The following is a 17,060-nucleotide window of genomic DNA, read 5'->3' on the forward strand; positions in this document are numbered from 1 at the left end:
GTTAAAATCGTACAAGGATATTAAATCCAAATAAGAAGTCTCCGTCTCCTATTTTATTTTTATTGTATAGTATATTCCTCTGTGGAGTTATTCCCTCATAGTTCGACATAAACACTTGGAATACGTGAGTACTAGTACCAATTTCCATACCAAAAGATAAATTTGCTTCAGGATCTGTTTGATCAGAATTGGTAAATTCTCTCATATCATCAATATTTAATGGATGATCGTATTCAAAAAATAGCGACATCGATGGACTAATCTTAGCTCTACCTGCAAAGTTTAAAGCAAATTTATCATGTTCAACCAAGGTATCTGTTTTGTTAAAGTGAGTAAAACTTGGTGCAAACTGTAAGGAGAATGTCTCATTAAATTTATGTGCTACTATTATCTGAGAGAAATAGCCTAATCGATCTGAAAAAGCGTAGTCGTTACCAAAAACGGCTTCATCTTGAGAATTAATGGCTAGATTTCCATAAACAGCAACAGAAACAGGAATGGAATTAGATTCTGTTTGTGTTAGTACTCTGTATTTACCATGAAATTCTTGAAGTTTATATTCTTTTGTATATCCATATCCAATCATGAACTTTTCAGTAACACCATAATCAATACCCATTCGAATGTTCGAAGTTGAATAGATTCCAAATACATCTTCTAACCCGTTTTCAACAAGTCCGAATCGATGTTGAACATGCAAGCCAAACTCTCCAGCATATGGAGTTACTGTAGTTTGTGTTTCTCCTAATAATCCTGATTCAAATGTGCCTGTTACCGGATCATTTGCAAATTCATCATCTTGAGCAAAACAGGTTTGAGATGCACTCAAGATAAAAACTACGAATAACGCCATGGATAATAGCCACGAGCAGGTAATTTTTGTATAATTAGATTTAAGCATAGTGTGAATTTTTAGTTGTTGTTAGCTCCTCGGGTTATCCATTCAAGAATCAATTGTTTTTCTTCTGCAGATGCACGAGTACTATGAGATCCTTCTAATAGTACTTTATACAATTCACTGTCAGAAGGGTTGTCAACGTTTAAGTATCCACCGTTAGTAAGAGAGTTGTATGCATTATTTGCTCGCAAATCTGGATCTATTCCTCCATCGTGGCAGTCGGTACAACCAGATGTGAAAATAGGAATGATATCTGAATCGAAACTAACTTCCTGATCTGGAGGTATTACAATCTGATCCTGTTCAATTATATCGTATTCGCAGCTAACTAAACAGAGGGTTACCAGGAAAACTAGTAAAAGATGTAAGTAATTGCTCTTTTGCATAGTATAAGGATTTAAGATTAAGTACTAACTAGTGATAATAAGAAGTTGACCTTCTTTTCTAAAGATAAATATTTGCCACTATTGCTCTCTTATTGTTATGACGAGATTTATTTTATGAAAAAAAGGAATTTGTCTTATTCAGATCGACATTTATCAGTAATTTACTAGGCTTATCCCTGTCTTTTAGTTATATTTAGTTTTTGTAATAAGAAAACTAGTTAACAATACGACCTTGCTTTAGTAATGTATTTTATAGGCTAATTTTTGTTTTTTTATTATGGAATTGACTACTAACTGATTAAATTAACTTATTGTTCTAACCCATTATGGCTAAATTCTCTAGATCTGATAATTGTAAAAATTGTGTAGATTGTAATACGCGTGTTCCGATGTTTAATTACTTGACAAATCAAGAGCTGATGGAACTAAATGATAGTCGTTTTGAAGTTAAGTTTAAAGCAGGTGAAACCATTTTTAAACAAGGAACTTCAGCAACTCACCTTTTAATTTTAACAACAGGATTGGCGAAATTATATGTAGAAGGTGTTCAGGATAAGCAATTGATAATTAGAATAATTAAACCATGGGAAGTGGTTGGGCAAGCATCTTTGTATTTTGATAATAGACATCATTATTCTATTGCAGCTTTAGATGATGTTACAGCATGTTTTATCGAGATAAATTCATTTAAAAAAGCAATCCAAACCAATACTCTTTTTGCAGAAGATTTCATTAAGAATTGTACTCAAAAAGGAATTTTCTCTTTTGAAAAAATGGTGAGTTTATCACAAAAACAAATGCATGGTCGTATTGCAGATGGCTTACTATATCTTTCTACTAAGATTTATGAAAATTTGAGTTTCAATTTACATTTATCGAGACAAGATGTTGCTGATTTAACGGGGATGTCAAAAGATAGCGCAATACGGATTTTAAAAGAATTTCATAATGAGGGAATTATAGAACTAGATGGAAGAAAGCTAACCATTATGAATTTCCAGCAGCTTGAACGAATAAGCGAAACAGGTTGATAATATAGTAAAGAGAGTGGATAGTTCCACTCTCTTTTTAATTTACTAAAAGTTCGTCGAGGTTTTTCTTTATGGCATCTCGATTTAGATTTTTCCCAATAATCACGATTTTACTTTCTTTTAAATCATCCTCTTTCCATGCTTTTCCAACCGTTGCTTGAATTTGGGTGTGAACCGACTGTAGCACAATTCGATTATTAAGACCAGCTAAGTTTAAAATGCCTTTTATTCGATATATACTATCTTGATTGAATCTCAAAAAAGCATCGAGCCACATCCCTAATTTTAATTGATCCATGGGTATTGTAGTAGAATAGATCATGTTTTCAATACCATGAGTAGAGCCTATTTTTTTCGACTCATCTTTTCTTACTCCAAGTACAAATTGATATATTTTAGTGGGATCGTAAGAATATGAATCTAAGATATCTTGATTGTTAGGTTTTGCGTGAACACATTCATCAATACGAGCAAATTGGTTTAAGGCTTTAAGCTCTTCTCTAAGACGATTTGTTTTTTCTGGACCGGCTAAATCTGTTTTGTTCAGTAAAATTTTGTCTGAAATGGCAATTTGCTTTTTTAGTATTTCTTCTTGCGTAATCATATGAGCAGCATTTTCAGCATCTACCAAACAAATAACCGCATCCAGTGCAAACTCTTTTTTAATAAAAGGATCAGTAACAAAGGAAGCCAATATGCTTCCAGGGTCAGCAATACCAGTTGTTTCTATTAATAGATGATTGAATTGATGATCCGATTTAATAAGATTCTGTAGAACAACATACAATTCATCGTTTAAACTACAGCAAATACAACCATTACTCAATTCAAAAATATCTTCATTCTTGATATTGGTAACGAGTTGGGAATCGATGTTTTCTTCACCAAATTCATTTTCGATAATGGCAAATTTCTTCGATGGATAAGTTTCAATAATATGATTCAGTAAACTAGTTTTACCTGCACCTAAAAAACCTGTGATAAGCGTAACTGGTATTTTAGCCATATCAAATTAAAATTTTTCCCAATGAACGATTTCTTCTAAAGATTTTCTTTTTTTGACAGGAGCCTGCTTGTTTTTTGGATATCCTAAAGAAAGGATTGCAATTGGCTCAATATGTTCTGGTAAATTGAAATAATCTTTACATTTTTCAACATAAAAGTTACAAATCCAGCAAGTTCCTAAACCTAGTTCTGTAGCTTGAAGAGTCATGTGATCAATGGCTATTGCGGCATCAATATCACAGTGATCTTTTCCATCCTCCTTACGTTTCCATGCTTGGTCATGATCTCCACAAACAACAATGTAAACAGGAGCTTCATTAAACCAATCTCTATGGTAAATCTCTGAAAATTGCTTGTGGTTTTCTGCTTCTTGAACAACAATAAAATGCCAAGGCTGATTGTTAACTGCAGAAGGAGCAATTTGACCAGCTTCAAGAATTGTTATTAGCTTTTCTTTTTCTACCTCTTTATCTTGATAAGATCGAACAGAATATCTTTGTTCTATAAGTTCTTTAAAATTCATACACTTTTGATTTTCTTATAATGTATGGCAAAAATGAGAAATATATTAGACATGTTCTATTGATTCTGTATTTTATTCGACATGTTGCATTTGTATATCTATTTTATCAACAATTTAGTACCTTTGGCATTCATTTTTTAGGAAGATATCTAGATGAATAAAGAGCTGAGGAAAAATATCATGTTCCAATACTTGATGTTGTTGGTAATTGCTGCTACTGCAGGTCACCAGGCATGGCGTACGCTTTTTAATAATTTGGCTGTTGATGAGGTTGGGATAAATGGGTTTCAATTGGGTGTTATTCAGTCGGTTCGCGAAATTCCTGGTTTTTTAGCTCTACTTGTTGTTTATTTATTATTGGTTATTAAGGAGCATCGTTTATCTGCTTTAGCGGTATTATTTGTTGGTTTAGGTGTTGCCTTAACAGGATTTTTTCCATCATTTATTGGTTTAATAGCGACTACCTTAATCATGTCAATTGGATTTCATTATTTTGAGACGACTAATAAATCTTTAACCCTGCAATATTTTAATTACGAGCAGGCGCCTTATGTTTTTGCTAAGCAAAAGAGCTGGGCAGCAGTTGCTAATATTGGTGTCGGGGCATTTATTTTTGGTATTGCTCATTTTATTTCTTTGCAAGCTAATTTTATTTTGATTGGTACTGTTATTTTTGGATTAGGAGTTTGGGCACTCTTTTGGAAACCAGCTGATAAAGAGATCGTGCCTCAAAATAAGGGTATGGTTTTGCGTAAGCGTTATTGGTTATTTTATGTTCTGAATTTTTTAAGTGGTGCCCGACGACAGATTTTTGTTGTGTTTGCAGTATTTATGCTGGTGCAAAAATATCATTTCAGTATACAGCATGTAGCTATACTTTTCATCATCAATAATATTATCACCTATTTCATATCACCCTATATTGCGAAGGGAATTAATCGCTATGGTGAACGGAAAATGCTAAGCTTAGAGTACATCTTTTTAATATTTGTATTTCTTGGTTATGCCTTTATCGAAAATGGTTTGGTAGTAGCTATCCTATACATTATCGATCATATTTTCTTTGGTTTTTCAATGGGAATCAACACCTATTTTCATAAAACAGGGGATAAGAAAGATATTGCACCATCTATGGCAGTTGGTTTTACAATTAATCATATATCGGCAGTTGTGATTCCAGTTTGTGGTGGTTTGTTATGGATGTGGCATTGGCAAATACCATTTATAGCAGGCGCTATACTGTGTGTGGTTTCACTTGCATTTGTGCAGAAAATACGAATACAGAATAAAATTTAATTATGACAGAAGAAAAAATATACAAGTCGCTAATAGAGACTTATAACAAAGGGATTGAAGCTAAAGATCCTAAGATGATTCGTGAATTTTTGGGTGATAAGTCGGTAGATGAACTTAGTGCAATGCCTCAATATTATCTAGAAATACTTCAATTGAGAGCAGGTGCATTTTCTTTATTTGGTGAGCTAATCGAAGCAGGAGAAGAGTATCGTAAAGGATACAATTCTTGTTCTAAAAATGGCAAATGGGTTTATGGATTAAATTGGGCATTACAGTACATGGCCGAATTTTCTTTTAAGCGTGGAGATGAAAAAATTCATGAAGCAATGACAAAAGGAGTGGAGGTTTTAAATCAGGCCATACTAGATCTTCCAGAGGACAAATACCATGGTTTTTATTACCTAAGTCTTATCAATGTAAAAGCTTTTATGCTTATGGCTTCTGGGGAAAAAGAAGAAGCAATTAAAGCTTATTCCGATTGTAAATTTACTCCTGTTCCAATCCCTGAATATAATGATAAAGAATCGCTTCAGATTTTATTTGCAAATTACACCAAAGGGATTGCGGTTGCTATCGAATTAAAGGATTACGACTTATTAATGAATTTACTGAAAGTGATTTCGGTTGATGATCAAATTTTACAGTCGGAAGGAATGCTTTTTAGATTGTTTTATGAGACTTTAGTAAGTGCATTTGATATGCGTGCTGAATTTATCACGGAATTTAATGCCATGTTCAAAATCAAAGAAGCTTTGGAGAGTTTGACTCCAAATTTCTCTAAGTTTTTGAGTTTAATCGGAGAACAAGACTTTGATAAGTTAGATTTGTTTTTTCAGGAGAATTATCAGCGATAAGAAGAAATAGGATGGTGCAGAACTGTTATTGTGGTAAGAAGTTTGAATACGAGCATTGCTGTGGGGCAATTCACTCTGGTAAAAGTGCTGCAACAACTGCAGAAGATTTAATGAGAACTAGATATTCAGCATTTGTGAAGGCAAATATTGATTACATTCTTGCAACTTATGCTTCCGAAACGAGACCTTTAGAGGAGAGAGATGATATTTTAGAATGGACAAGATCGGTTGAATGGTTGGGCCTTGAAGTTTTGAGTACGGAGAAAGGAAAGGTGAATGATTCCGAAGGTTGGGTAGAGTTTAAAGCTAGCTTTAAAGAGGATGGGCAAAAGCAGATAATGCATGAAAAATCTTATTTTCAAAAAGAAAATGGATGCTGGGTGTATGTTTCGGGAGAATATCCTAAAAAGGAACTTGAGCATAAATTGCCAAATCGAAATGATCCTTGTTTTTGTGGTAGCGGTAAAAAATTTAAGAAATGCTGTTTCAACAAATAGATATAAAACATGGGGATCTTTAAGGATCCCCATTTACTTGTAAGTTATTTTTGATCAGCTATTTCCCATGTTTTTAAGAACAGAAAATGTTTTATCAATATCTGCGTCATTCACAACTAATGTAAATTCATTGGTTGTTGAGATTACCTCTTTAATATTGATGCCTGCCCAAGCTATGTTTTTTAAGATAAAGTAGTAAAAACCAAGTTGTTGGCTGTTTGTTGATGGTAATTTAAGCGTTACTGATGATAAATTTTCACTTTTACTAACCAGTTGTTCTTCACTAAAAGTCTCGAGTACTTTTTGATGTAACATGTTGCTCACGACCAAGTTAGATTCAAAAACGCCTTGCACCATAGTATAGAAAAACTCTTGATTTGGTCCAATTGATTTTAACAATTCTGTGTGTTTTTCAATCAGCGTATTTGAGTTTTTATACGTGAAATCGACCAGTTGGGAGCGTACAATAATATCCCCAACATTTGTTATTACTTCTTTTAATCCAGGATTTATTTTCACTTCGAGGTTTGGTGCTAATCTATTTAAAGCCATTATTATAGCGCCAATCTTGACTGGTTTTTTTACACTGTCCTCAACTTGGGTTTGGATTTTACGCGCCAATGATGAAACGTTAATCAATCCTTCAACTAAAGCTTCCGCTAAAAAAGGTTGTGAGCTAACTATTTTTTCTACAACTTGTGGAATTGTTATCATGAATCGAAGTTTGTGTTGAAATTCTCTACAAATATGTTCAAAAATTAACAGAATGTAGAATTATTGAGTAAATTTTCTAAAAATTTCGTTCGCTATATTGTAGAATCTATATTTGCAGCCGTTAACAAAATCTTACAGATGGCTGTAAGTATTAATCAAGGAGTAAATATATAATGAGAAAAGCTTGGCAAGGATCTATTGTTGCTATTGTAACACCTTTTAATATTGATGGTAGTATTGATTATACTGCTTTCGATAATTTGATCGAATTTCACGTTGAAAATGAAACCGACGGAATCGTAGTTTGTGGAACCACTGGAGAAGCAGCAACTCTTAATAAGGAGGAGTATGCTAATTTAATCAAACATACAGTTGAAAAGGTAAATAAACGTATTCCAGTAATTGCTGGTACAGGAACTAATTCAACATCTGAAGCCATCGAAAATTCTTGTCTGGCTGAATCTCTTGGCGTAGATGGTATTCTAGTAGTAGCTCCATATTACAATAAGCCGAGTCGAAATGGATTAAAAGATTATTTCACTCAGATATCTAAAGCTGTTTCGGTACCAATTGTTCTTTATAATGTTCCTGGAAGAACGGCATGTAATATTCCTGTTGATTTGGTAGTTGAATTGGCTAATGAGTTAGATAATGTTGTTGGAATTAAGGAAGCATCTGGAAATTTAGAACAATTGGCTTGCTTATTAAAGGACAAACCAAGTGACTTTATGGTTTTTTCAGGTGATGATGCTTTGGCATTTCAGGCGGTTTGCATGGGTGCAGATGGTGTAATTTCAGTTATTGCCAACATAATACCAAAGGAGTTTCATACGTTGATGAATGCAGCTGAAAAAGGCGATTTGAATCAAGCACGAGCTATTTATTTTAAATACTTAAAGCTAATTCAACTTTGCTTTATTGAGTCGAATCCAATTCCAGTAAAAACAGGTTTGGCTGTGATGGATAAGCTTTCAGAAGAATTTAGATCTCCTATGTGCAGAATGATTGATGACAACAGAGATTTACTTGTTGCAGAAATGAGAAAACAAGGATTAATCTAAATCCAACTAAGATATTTTATTCAGAGCCACTTTTTTTAAGTGGCTTTTTTATTATCTGTCTTTCAACAATTGCTGCTCCTACGCTATCTCCCCATACATTAACGGTCGTTCGAAAGCGGTCTAACAACCAATCTATAGTTAGTAACAATCCAATGCCTTCTATTGGTAAATTCACCGCTTTTAAAACAATCACCATAGTAACAAGCCCAGCTTCTGGAATACCCGCTGCGCCTATAGCCGCAAGTGTAGCAGTTATAAATATAATAACTTGTTGACCAGTACTTAATTCAATGCCATATATTTGAGCAATGAAAATAGCTGCAACGGCCTCATATAGAGCTGTACCATCCATGTTTATTGTAGCTCCTAATGGAAGAACGAAATTACTAATTTTCTTAGATACTTTGTTTTCCTGTTGAACTCCTTGTATTGTTATAGGTAATGTTGCAGTACTTGAGGCAGTGGAAAATGCATTTAAGAGAGCAGCTCCAACACCTTTGCAATATGAGAAAGGGTTTTGTTTTCCAAAAAGTTTTAAAGCCAAGCTTAAAATAACAATTCCATGAAATAAAAGGCCCAAAAGCACTGTTAAACTGAATTTACCAAGAGATTGTAATTCTGGAATAAATCCTTCAAATCCGCCAGCTTTACCAATTCTTGCTGCAATAAGTCCGAGAATTCCAATAGGAGCCAAATACATAACCCAATTAACGAGTTGCATTATTCCATCATTTAATGTTGAAATGATATGAATTGTTTTTTTTGATTTTAAGCCTAAGGATGACAAAGCTCCGCCAAAAAACAGAGAAAATACAATTAGTGGAAGAATATCCATTTTAACCATGGCCAAAAATAGATTGTATGCAATCAATCCTTGTTGATCTTTAGCCGCGTTACCAACAATTAACTCCTTAATTGTATCTGTAACATTGGAGCTTTTGTTGATAATAGTAAAACTATCGTCGGGTAATAAAATATCAGCACCAACTCCAGGTTGAATAATATTAACTAAAATCATTCCAATACAAACTGAAATTGCTGTAGTTGAGAAATAATATAAGATAGTTTTACTTCCTATTTTTCCTAATGAGCGTAAGTTTTTAATACGGGCTATGCCAACAACCATAGATAGAATTACCATGGGTACAACTAGCATCATTAAGATATTAAGGAAAGCTTCCCCAAATATTGATAAATGAATAGAAAATTTAGGATAGATTCCACCTATTAAAAATCCTAGGGCAATAGCAATAACAATGCTAATAAGAAGATATTTTTCTTTTATTGATTTTGATGAAAGACTAGTGTTTTCTAAAAACATGGTGAAAAATTGAAACCAAACATCATTTTATAAGTACAAATACCTGTATTCTTTATCATTTTAAGTAGATACTGTAGAATACGGATGAGCCAATAATAGTAGTTACGACTGTAATTGCTTGTGGTTTCAAAACTTAGCAATTAGTTTGATTAATTAGAGAGTTAGGTTTACAATAATTATCTTTTAAGAAAGTAATATAGCATATATGAATAAAGATTTACTCTTTGCATTAATACAGAACCCTAATTTAATTCCTGGAATATATAATTATTGTGATGGCTGGTGTGATAAATGCAGCTTTAATAGTAATTGTCTTAATTATAAGATGATGGATGAAGGTGTACCTGAATTAAAAGAAAGCGATTCGGAAGCGAGTACAGCCATGGATAATTTGGACGAAATGTTTCAATTAAGCATGGAACTTTTACGACAGGCAGCTAAAGATTTGGGAATGGAATTTCCTGACACCCAGGAGGATTTTGATCCTGAAATAGAGGATGAGAAAGACAATCTTATTTTTAAGAGCCAAATAATGGTTCAAGCAGATCAATATTCAGAATTGGTTGATGACTGGTTTGCAAATTTTGAATCATCTCTATTTATTGGTAGTTCTAGTTTAAAAGAATTATTAGATTTCCAAGATCTTGAGGATATGTCTGATTGTCAGAAAGAGATCTTTAGTGCTTCAGAGAAAATACATTGGTATCAGTTTATTATTCCAAGCAAGCTATTTCGTTCATTAAGAAGTAAAGTTAATACTGAAGAAACAGCAAATGAATTTTATGAACATGATAGTGTTGCTTCAGCTAAGGTAGCTCTTCTTTCAATCGATAACTCGATAGATGCATGGACTTGTTTTATGAAATATTTTCCTAAAGCTGAAGATGAAATGTTGCCAATATTACTATTGCTATCTGGTTTAAGAAATTTAGTTGACATCGTGTTTCCTGAGTCCAAAGATTTTATTAGACCAGGGTTTGATATATAATGGAAATTAAAACAATGAGTGAAGAAATTGCTAGTTTTAATCGTATAACTACTCGATGACTTAGGTGTAGGAGATGAATTGTTGAATCCTTTTTTAAAGGAAACCACCACTTAAAAGTTGGTTTATGGTTAACTAATATTTGCAGATGATTGGGATTTATTTACAAAGGAAGCTTTGGAAATAATGAAAACTACACGAAGCAAATGAGCAATGATAATTAAAATATAGAGCACAAAAAAAGTCGGTAACCAGCCGACTTTTTTTATTCACTTTAAAACCCTAATTCTATATTATGAAAAAACTCTTTTTGTTCTTTTGTACACTACAAATGTATATAGGAATGAGGTTAATTGGTCTAAACAAGTGTTAAAGAAGATTAAAACGTTAAATTAATGCTTCAATTTTGAATTTAAATCTTAATTAAATCGAAAAATAGAGGATATTGTTGCTGTTAAAAACTAGCAATTAAACTTAGTTTGTTAAATTTGTTGAAACTCTAAAATTACATAAGTTGGATATCAACATTGTTACAGAACACTCTCTTTGGTGGGTGTTACCATTTATACTCGTTTCCTTTTTACTTGTGTTTTGGTTGTACTTTTATAAAAAACCATATCATAAGGACATATCCTTACCTAAAATTATCCTTTTGTCAATTCTAAAAGGGACTTATTTTTTCTGCTTGTTATTTTTGTTGTTAGGACCTAAATTGAAATATTCATCTAAGAGAATTGAAAAACCTATTTTGGTTTTTGCTCAAGATAATTCGCAGTCTATAAGCGTAGGTAAAGATTCCCTTAAATATCTTAATGAATATCCAAGTGTAGTTGAAAATTTTATTAAATCGGTAAGTTCAGAATTTACGATTCATCAATTAAGCTTTGGAAATAGAGTAGAAGAGTTGACAAGTTTTACTTTTTTAGATACCAATACTGATTTCTCTCAGTTAATTGAATATTTGAAGTCAACTTATGGGTACTCTTCAAATTTTCAGGTTCTTGTAGCAAGTGATGGAATTTATAATAAAGGAAGTAATCCTAATTATTTGTTGGATGATGTAAATTTCCCGATTCATACTTTGCAATTAGGAGATACAGCAAGGATAGAGGACTTGGCAATTTATTCCATTAGATCAAATAAATTGGGTTTTGTCAAAAGTAAACTACCCGTAAGAATTGAAATAAAGGCTCAGAATTTTAAAAATGAATTGGTAAAGCTTAGAATCTCTAATGGTTCTAAAACATTGGTGACAGATCAATTTAAAATTAGTTCGAATTCGTTTTTTGTCGAAAAAGATTATTTTGTTAGTCCAGATAAATCAGGATTACAGAGGTTTAAGGTTGATCTTGTTCTGAACAAAAATGAGCAAGTAAAAGAAAATAACCATCACGAATTTGTTGTTGATGTCTTAGATAATAAGCAGAACATTGCTGTTTGTTTTGATCAATATCATCCTGATGTCGCTGCACTAAAATCAGCTATTGATGACAACTTAAATTATACTAGCGAGACTATTAATTTATCGAAGAAGAAATTAGATCTTGAAAAATACAACCTTATTATTCTTTATCAAATTCCTTCGAAGCTTAACGCTTATGCTAGTTTGATTGAAAAAATGAAGAAAAAAGAGATTCCACTTTTAATGGTATTAGGTGGTACTTCTAATTTGAATGCAATAAATTCGAATGAGCTAGGTGTAAAGATTAGCAATGTTGAAGATTTATTTTCCGAGTCAAGTTTTAAAATGGCTGAGAATTTTAACTTATTTACTTTTAAAGATGAAGAGCAAAATATTCTTGAAGATTTACCTCCATTATTATCTCCAATTGTGAACTATGATTTTAATTCTGAATATCAGGTTTTCGGAGAGCAAGTTATTAAAACAATAGAGACGAAAATTCCACAAATTGCTTTTTCAAATATAGGAAACCAAAAAATTGGTTGGGTTTTTGGGGAAGGTTTATGGCGGTGGAAATTGTATTCTTATCGAATGAATAATTCGAGTGAATCTTTTTCTTCGCTTATCAATCGGATGATTCAATATTTGGCGTTGAAGGTAAAAAGAAGTCAATTGCGCTTAAGTTATCCAAGAAATATTGGAGAGGGAGAGGAAGTCGTAATCGATGCAGAATATTACAATAAAAGTTATCAATTGGTAAATGATGCGAATTTGGAATTTTTATTAAAAGATTCGCAGGGAAAAACCTTTAATTATCAATTTGAACAAAATTTGGATCGATATAACTTGCGGCTTAATTCATTGGCCAAAGGAAATTATTCATTTGTAATAAATTCTAATGATTTGGTTCCTGAGTTAAAACAAGAGGGGAATTTTATTGTAAGTTCAAATAATAATGAAGCGAGGAATCTGCAAGCGCAAAAAGAAACATTAGCTCAGATCTCAAAAATTACAAGTGGTAAATATTTTAATCAGGATGAAATACCTCAAATTGCAAATCACCTTTTAAAAAGTGAATATTCAAAATCGACCATTTCTGAGGAGACAAAGTATTCAAATTTGGTTGAAATGTTATATTTATTGATTATTATTATCATATTAATAATACTGGAATGGTTTTTGAGGAAATACTGGTTAGGAAATTGAATATGATTAAAAAAACATGAATGATGAATAAATCCTTTTCGACAATGCTCTTTAATATGAAAAGAGCAGTTTTATATCTTTTGCCATTGTTAATCTTAACATCTTGTCAAAGTTATTCTTTATACCAGTTTCAAGGCTTAGAGGCTCCTTCTATTGTAATCCCTTCCGATGTTAAAACAATTGGTTTTGTTGATCGAAATACAAGTTTCCCTATTGATTCCTTGAATAAGATCTATATGCTCGATGAAAATGTTTTGCGAGATACTACAGATTATAATGAAATATGTGCTGCTAATTGTTATTATGGCTTTGCTGAAAATTTCTCTGGTGAACTTGGTATCGATTCTATTCAATTTATTTCTTTGAAGCAGAAGGAAATTATGGGTGATCGAGATTATTCACCATTAAAATGGAGTGTTGTAGACAGTATCTGTTCAGCAACTACATCAGATATATTAGTTTGTTTAGAAGATTTACAAGTTTTTGTTAAATATTCGACTTTTAATAATGAGGGATATTATGGAATAACGGATATCAATCATTTTTCAGTTTGGAGAGTATATGATCCTTTAAATCAAATGATATATGATGAGCGCATTGTTGTGGATAGTTTATTTACAGAGGTGTATGCGAATTCATATTCAAAATTAATAGAAGATAAAATTCCAATTCGATCGGAAATAATTCCTGATGTATCTTATGAAATTGGACGTTCTTATGTTGATTTACTTTCACCCAAATGGAATAATTATACCAGAAAGTATTTTATATCTGGAGACAATCGTTTTTCTGTTGCAAAATATTATTTAGCTCAAGAAAATTGGGATGCAATGATAATTCTTTGGGAAGAAATAGCAAAAGAGGAAGATGATAAGTTAGCAGGAAGAGCATGTTACAATTTGGCTCTTGCTTATGAAGTTAAAGAAGATTTTATGGCTGCAAATCAATGGATTAGGAGGTCTATTTTTCATTATAAGAAAATGAAATCAAAATCTGTCGAATTTGAAATGGTCAAAGAATATACCATGGAGCTTATTAAGAGAACAAAAAATAAAAAGAAATTAGATTTGTTTTTTAAAGAGTAAACTCATTTTGAAATGAAATATATAACCCTGAAGGACAATATTCCTTCAGGGTTTTCTAATTTTGCAATACAATAATAAATTGATTTAAAAGATGACATCAACAACAGTACTTTATATTATTCTCGGAATTCTAATTGCCGATTTTATTTTAGAACGTTTTCTAGAGTTTTTAAATCAAAAAAAGTGGTCGCCAAATTTGCCAAAGGCACTAGAAGGAATTTACGATCAAGAAAAATATGAGCAATCGCAAAATTATCAAAAGGATAAGCTTTTACCTTCTTTAATCTCTTCAGCCCTAGGTTTTATAGGAACAGTCTTAATGATTGTGTTAAGTGGATTTGCATGGGTAGATGAATTGGTTCGAGTTTACTTTGAACATCCAATTGCAATTGCCTTATCGTTTTTTGGAGTGATCATGTTACTTTCAAGTTTGTTAGGCTTGCCATTTTCTTATTATTCAACATTTATTATTGAGGAAAAATATGGTTTTAACAGGACAAGTTTAAAAACTTTTATTCTTGATAAAATAAAAGGAGGTATTTTAAGTATTGTGATTGGAGGAGGGTTATTAGCTCTTTTGATATGGATCTATTTGCAAACTACAAATAACTTTTGGTGGATGGCATGGGCTGTAATCGCAGCTTTTATGATTTTCATGACGATGTTTTACTCCTCCGTTTTGGTACCTCTTTTTAACAAGCAAACACCATTGGAAGAGGGTGATTTAAAGAATGCGATTAGTCAATTTGCAAGTAAAGTAAATTTTAAGTTGGACAATGTCTATGTAATGGATGGATCGAAGAGATCATCTAAAGGAAATGCCTATTTCAGTGGCTTAGGTGCCAAAAAGAGAATTGTATTGTTTGATACTTTAATAAATGATTTGAGTAAAGAAGAAATTGTAGCTGTTTTAGCTCATGAAATAGGTCATTACAAGAAGAAGCATACGCTTAGTGGAATCATATTGTCATTATTACAAACTGGTTTGATGTTTTATATTTTTTCTTTGATTATTGCAAATCCATTGCTTTCAGAAGCATTTGGAGCCACACAACATGGTTTTCACTTAGGCTTAATTGCTTTTGGAATTCTTTATTCGCCGATATCCACTTTTTTAGGTCTGGGAATGAATGTTTTGTCTCGTAAAAATGAATATGAGGCAGATGATTACGCTTTGAAAAATTACGATGCAAAAGCTTTAGGAAATGCTTTAAAAAAGCTGTCTGTGAGTTCCCTTAGCAACTTAACACCACATCCGCTTTATGTGTTCTTTTACTATTCGCATCCAAGTTTATTGCAAAGATTAAAGGCGTTACAATTACTAAAATAAGCAAAATGCAAGCAGAAATAATTACCATCGGAGATGAAATATTAATTGGTCAAATTGTTGATACAAATTCTGCATGGATGGCCAAGGAGTTAAATGCCATTGGGATTAATGTAAGTAAGATTACAAGTATCTCTGATCAAAAAGAAGATATTGTTTCCTCGATGGAACAGGCAATGGAAAGAGTTTCTTTGGTATTAATTACTGGGGGCTTGGGACCAACCAACGATGATATTACCAAGAAAACATTAAGTGATTTTTTTGAGATGGCTTTAGTTCAAGATGATTTATTATACGAGAGAATAAAGGAAAGACTAGCTGCAAGAGGGATTCCAATGAATCGTTTTAATGAAGAACAAGCATTGGTCCCAGATCGAGCCAGAATCATTACCAATAATTATGGTACGGCGCCATGCATGTGGTTCGAAAAAGAGGGTAAAGTGATAATTTCAATGCCAGGTGTTCCTTTTGAGATGAAAGGCATCATGAGAAATGGCTTATTAGGAAATTTGACAACGCACTTTTCAACGTCAGAAATTCTTCATAAAACCGTAATGGTTCAAGGTATAGGTGAATCGGTTTTAGCCGAAATGCTTGAGGAATGGGAAGCAAATTTACCAACTTGTGTTAAGTTGGCTTACTTGCCTTCTCCAGGAGTACTTCGTTTGCGATTGAGTTTGATAGGGGAAGATCGAAAAGAATTGGAGAGAATTGTAGAAGAGCAAACAGCTAAATTGATTGAAATTATACCTGAAAATATATTCGGTTTTGATGATCAGCCAATGGAGTTAGCTGTTGCTAAGCTTTTATCTGATAAAGGAAAAACGGTAGGAACAGCAGAAAGTTGTACCGGTGGAAATATTGCACACTTATTTACTTCGCATGCGGGAAGTTCCATTTATTTTAAAGGTGCTGTGGTTGCTTATTCAAATGAAATAAAGGAAAGTGTTTTAAAGGTTAATGCTGATGTTTTGTTAAAATTTGGTGCAGTTAGTCAACAAGTAGTAGAACAAATGGCTATGGGTGTTCGAGATTTATTAAATGTCGATTATGCAATTGCTACTTCTGGTATTGCTGGACCTGATGGTGGAACGGATGAAAAACCAGTTGGAACCGTTTGGGTTGCCATTGCTGGACCGGACCATTTAAGCTCAACGAAGCTTGATTTATACAAAAACAGGGAACGGAACATAAAAGTTGCTTCCTTAAATGCATTGAATATGTTACGCAAATTATTAGAAAAATAAAAGACTCATACGTCTTTATATGCAAAGGCTTTCCTCAAATAGGAAGGTCTTTTTTTATGTCGTGATTATTTTCACATTATTTAAAATAATAATTGTTTTTTAGTCCGTAATCTGTTAAATTTCAATGTATATAAAGAAAATCAAATAGTATATAGAAAAATAAATAAAACCACACACATGTATATATTTGGATGTTTGGATATTCTTGATTAGATTTGAACC

The 17,060-nt window shown here is 32.5% G+C and carries 16 protein-coding genes; 10 read left to right on the plus strand and 6 right to left on the minus strand.

Translation table 11 applies throughout. From position 1 onward, the window contains the following. Nucleotide 1 precedes the first annotated feature (1 nt). Together L3049_RS00765 and L3049_RS00770 are read right to left on the minus strand one after the other, a co-directional pair. Nucleotides 2-901 (minus strand): DUF5777 family beta-barrel protein, encoded by a 900-nt coding sequence (locus L3049_RS00765; RefSeq protein WP_275107861.1) that lies wholly within the window; start codon nucleotides 899-901, stop codon nucleotides 2-4. An 11-nt stretch (nucleotides 902-912) separates the two neighbouring features. Next, on the minus strand, nucleotides 913-1,284 hold the full coding sequence (locus tag L3049_RS00770) for a hypothetical protein (protein WP_275107862.1): 372 nt from the start codon (nucleotides 1,282-1,284) through the stop codon (nucleotides 913-915). Nucleotides 1,285-1,703: 419 nt separating this feature from the next. On the opposite strand from L3049_RS00770, the gene L3049_RS00775 reads away from it, so the two are divergent. After that, nucleotides 1,704-2,315, plus strand: coding sequence for a Crp/Fnr family transcriptional regulator (locus tag L3049_RS00775; protein ID WP_275107863.1), 612 nt, complete (start codon nucleotides 1,704-1,706; stop codon nucleotides 2,313-2,315). A gap of 37 nt (nucleotides 2,316-2,352) precedes the next feature. Here L3049_RS00775 and L3049_RS00780 read toward each other — a convergent pair whose 3' ends face one another. Then, the gene (locus L3049_RS00780) at nucleotides 2,353-3,321 is read right to left on the minus strand and encodes a CobW family GTP-binding protein (protein WP_275107864.1); all 969 of its coding nucleotides are present in this window, start codon (nucleotides 3,319-3,321) and stop codon (nucleotides 2,353-2,355) included. 6 nt (nucleotides 3,322-3,327) lie between these two features. After that, nucleotides 3,328-3,843 carry a nitroreductase family protein gene (locus L3049_RS00785; RefSeq protein ID WP_275107865.1) on the minus strand — a complete coding sequence of 172 codons (516 nt, stop codon included), beginning with the start codon at nucleotides 3,841-3,843 and terminating at the stop codon, nucleotides 3,328-3,330. A 153-nt stretch (nucleotides 3,844-3,996) separates the two neighbouring features. On the opposite strand from L3049_RS00785, the gene L3049_RS00790 reads away from it, so the two are divergent. The 3 genes from L3049_RS00790 to L3049_RS00800 are packed head-to-tail and all read left to right on the plus strand — an operon-like array spanning nucleotide 3,997 to nucleotide 6,490. After that, a complete protein-coding gene (locus tag L3049_RS00790; protein WP_275107866.1) occupies nucleotides 3,997-5,139 on the plus strand; it encodes an MFS transporter in 1,143 nt (380 codons plus the stop codon). Nucleotides 5,140-5,141: 2 nt separating this feature from the next. Continuing rightward, nucleotides 5,142-5,993 carry a hypothetical protein gene (locus L3049_RS00795; protein WP_275107867.1) on the plus strand — a complete coding sequence of 284 codons (852 nt, stop codon included), beginning with the start codon at nucleotides 5,142-5,144 and terminating at the stop codon, nucleotides 5,991-5,993. Nucleotides 5,994-6,004: 11 nt separating this feature from the next. Then, the gene (locus tag L3049_RS00800; RefSeq protein ID WP_275107868.1) at nucleotides 6,005-6,490 is read left to right on the plus strand and encodes a YchJ family protein; all 486 of its coding nucleotides are present in this window, start codon (nucleotides 6,005-6,007) and stop codon (nucleotides 6,488-6,490) included. Between the two features lie 54 nt (nucleotides 6,491-6,544). On the opposite strand, the gene L3049_RS00805 is transcribed toward L3049_RS00800, so the two are convergent. Continuing rightward, nucleotides 6,545-7,204, minus strand: a complete 660-nt coding sequence (locus L3049_RS00805) for a hypothetical protein (protein WP_275107869.1) — start codon at nucleotides 7,202-7,204, stop codon at nucleotides 6,545-6,547. Between the two features lie 173 nt (nucleotides 7,205-7,377). Here L3049_RS00805 and dapA point away from each other — a divergent pair, with 173 nt between their 5' ends. Further along, nucleotides 7,378-8,265: a 4-hydroxy-tetrahydrodipicolinate synthase gene (dapA, locus tag L3049_RS00810; protein WP_275107870.1), complete on the plus strand. Its 888-nt coding sequence runs from the start codon at nucleotides 7,378-7,380 to the stop codon at nucleotides 8,263-8,265. Nucleotides 8,266-8,281: 16 nt separating this feature from the next. Here dapA and L3049_RS00815 read toward each other — a convergent pair whose 3' ends face one another. Then, entirely contained in the window at nucleotides 8,282-9,586 is a 1,305-nt protein-coding gene (locus L3049_RS00815; RefSeq protein ID WP_275107871.1) for a dicarboxylate/amino acid:cation symporter, read from the minus strand. 205 nt (nucleotides 9,587-9,791) lie between these two features. Here L3049_RS00815 and L3049_RS00820 point away from each other — a divergent pair, with 205 nt between their 5' ends. The 5 genes from L3049_RS00820 to L3049_RS00840 all read left to right on the plus strand — a co-directional run bounded on the left by L3049_RS00820 (nucleotide 9,792) and on the right by L3049_RS00840 (nucleotide 16,838). Further along, complete coding sequence (locus tag L3049_RS00820; protein WP_275107872.1) at nucleotides 9,792-10,574, plus strand: hypothetical protein; 783 nt, start codon at nucleotides 9,792-9,794, stop codon at nucleotides 10,572-10,574. 511 nt (nucleotides 10,575-11,085) lie between these two features. Further along, nucleotides 11,086-13,179: a hypothetical protein gene (locus L3049_RS00825; RefSeq protein ID WP_275107873.1), complete on the plus strand. Its 2,094-nt coding sequence runs from the start codon at nucleotides 11,086-11,088 to the stop codon at nucleotides 13,177-13,179. A gap of 23 nt (nucleotides 13,180-13,202) precedes the next feature. Next, complete coding sequence (locus L3049_RS00830; RefSeq protein WP_275107874.1) at nucleotides 13,203-14,264, plus strand: DUF6340 family protein; 1,062 nt, start codon at nucleotides 13,203-13,205, stop codon at nucleotides 14,262-14,264. Between the two features lie 91 nt (nucleotides 14,265-14,355). Further along, nucleotides 14,356-15,594 carry a M48 family metallopeptidase gene (locus L3049_RS00835; protein ID WP_275107875.1) on the plus strand — a complete coding sequence of 413 codons (1,239 nt, stop codon included), beginning with the start codon at nucleotides 14,356-14,358 and terminating at the stop codon, nucleotides 15,592-15,594. 5 nt (nucleotides 15,595-15,599) lie between these two features. Continuing rightward, nucleotides 15,600-16,838 (plus strand): competence/damage-inducible protein A, encoded by a 1,239-nt coding sequence (locus L3049_RS00840; RefSeq protein ID WP_275107876.1) that lies wholly within the window; start codon nucleotides 15,600-15,602, stop codon nucleotides 16,836-16,838. The last annotated feature ends 222 nt before the right edge of the window (nucleotides 16,839-17,060 follow it).

It is taken from the genome of Labilibaculum sp. DW002, assembly GCF_029029525.1.
Classification (GTDB): Bacteria; Bacteroidota; Bacteroidia; order Bacteroidales; family Marinifilaceae; genus Paralabilibaculum; species Paralabilibaculum antarcticum.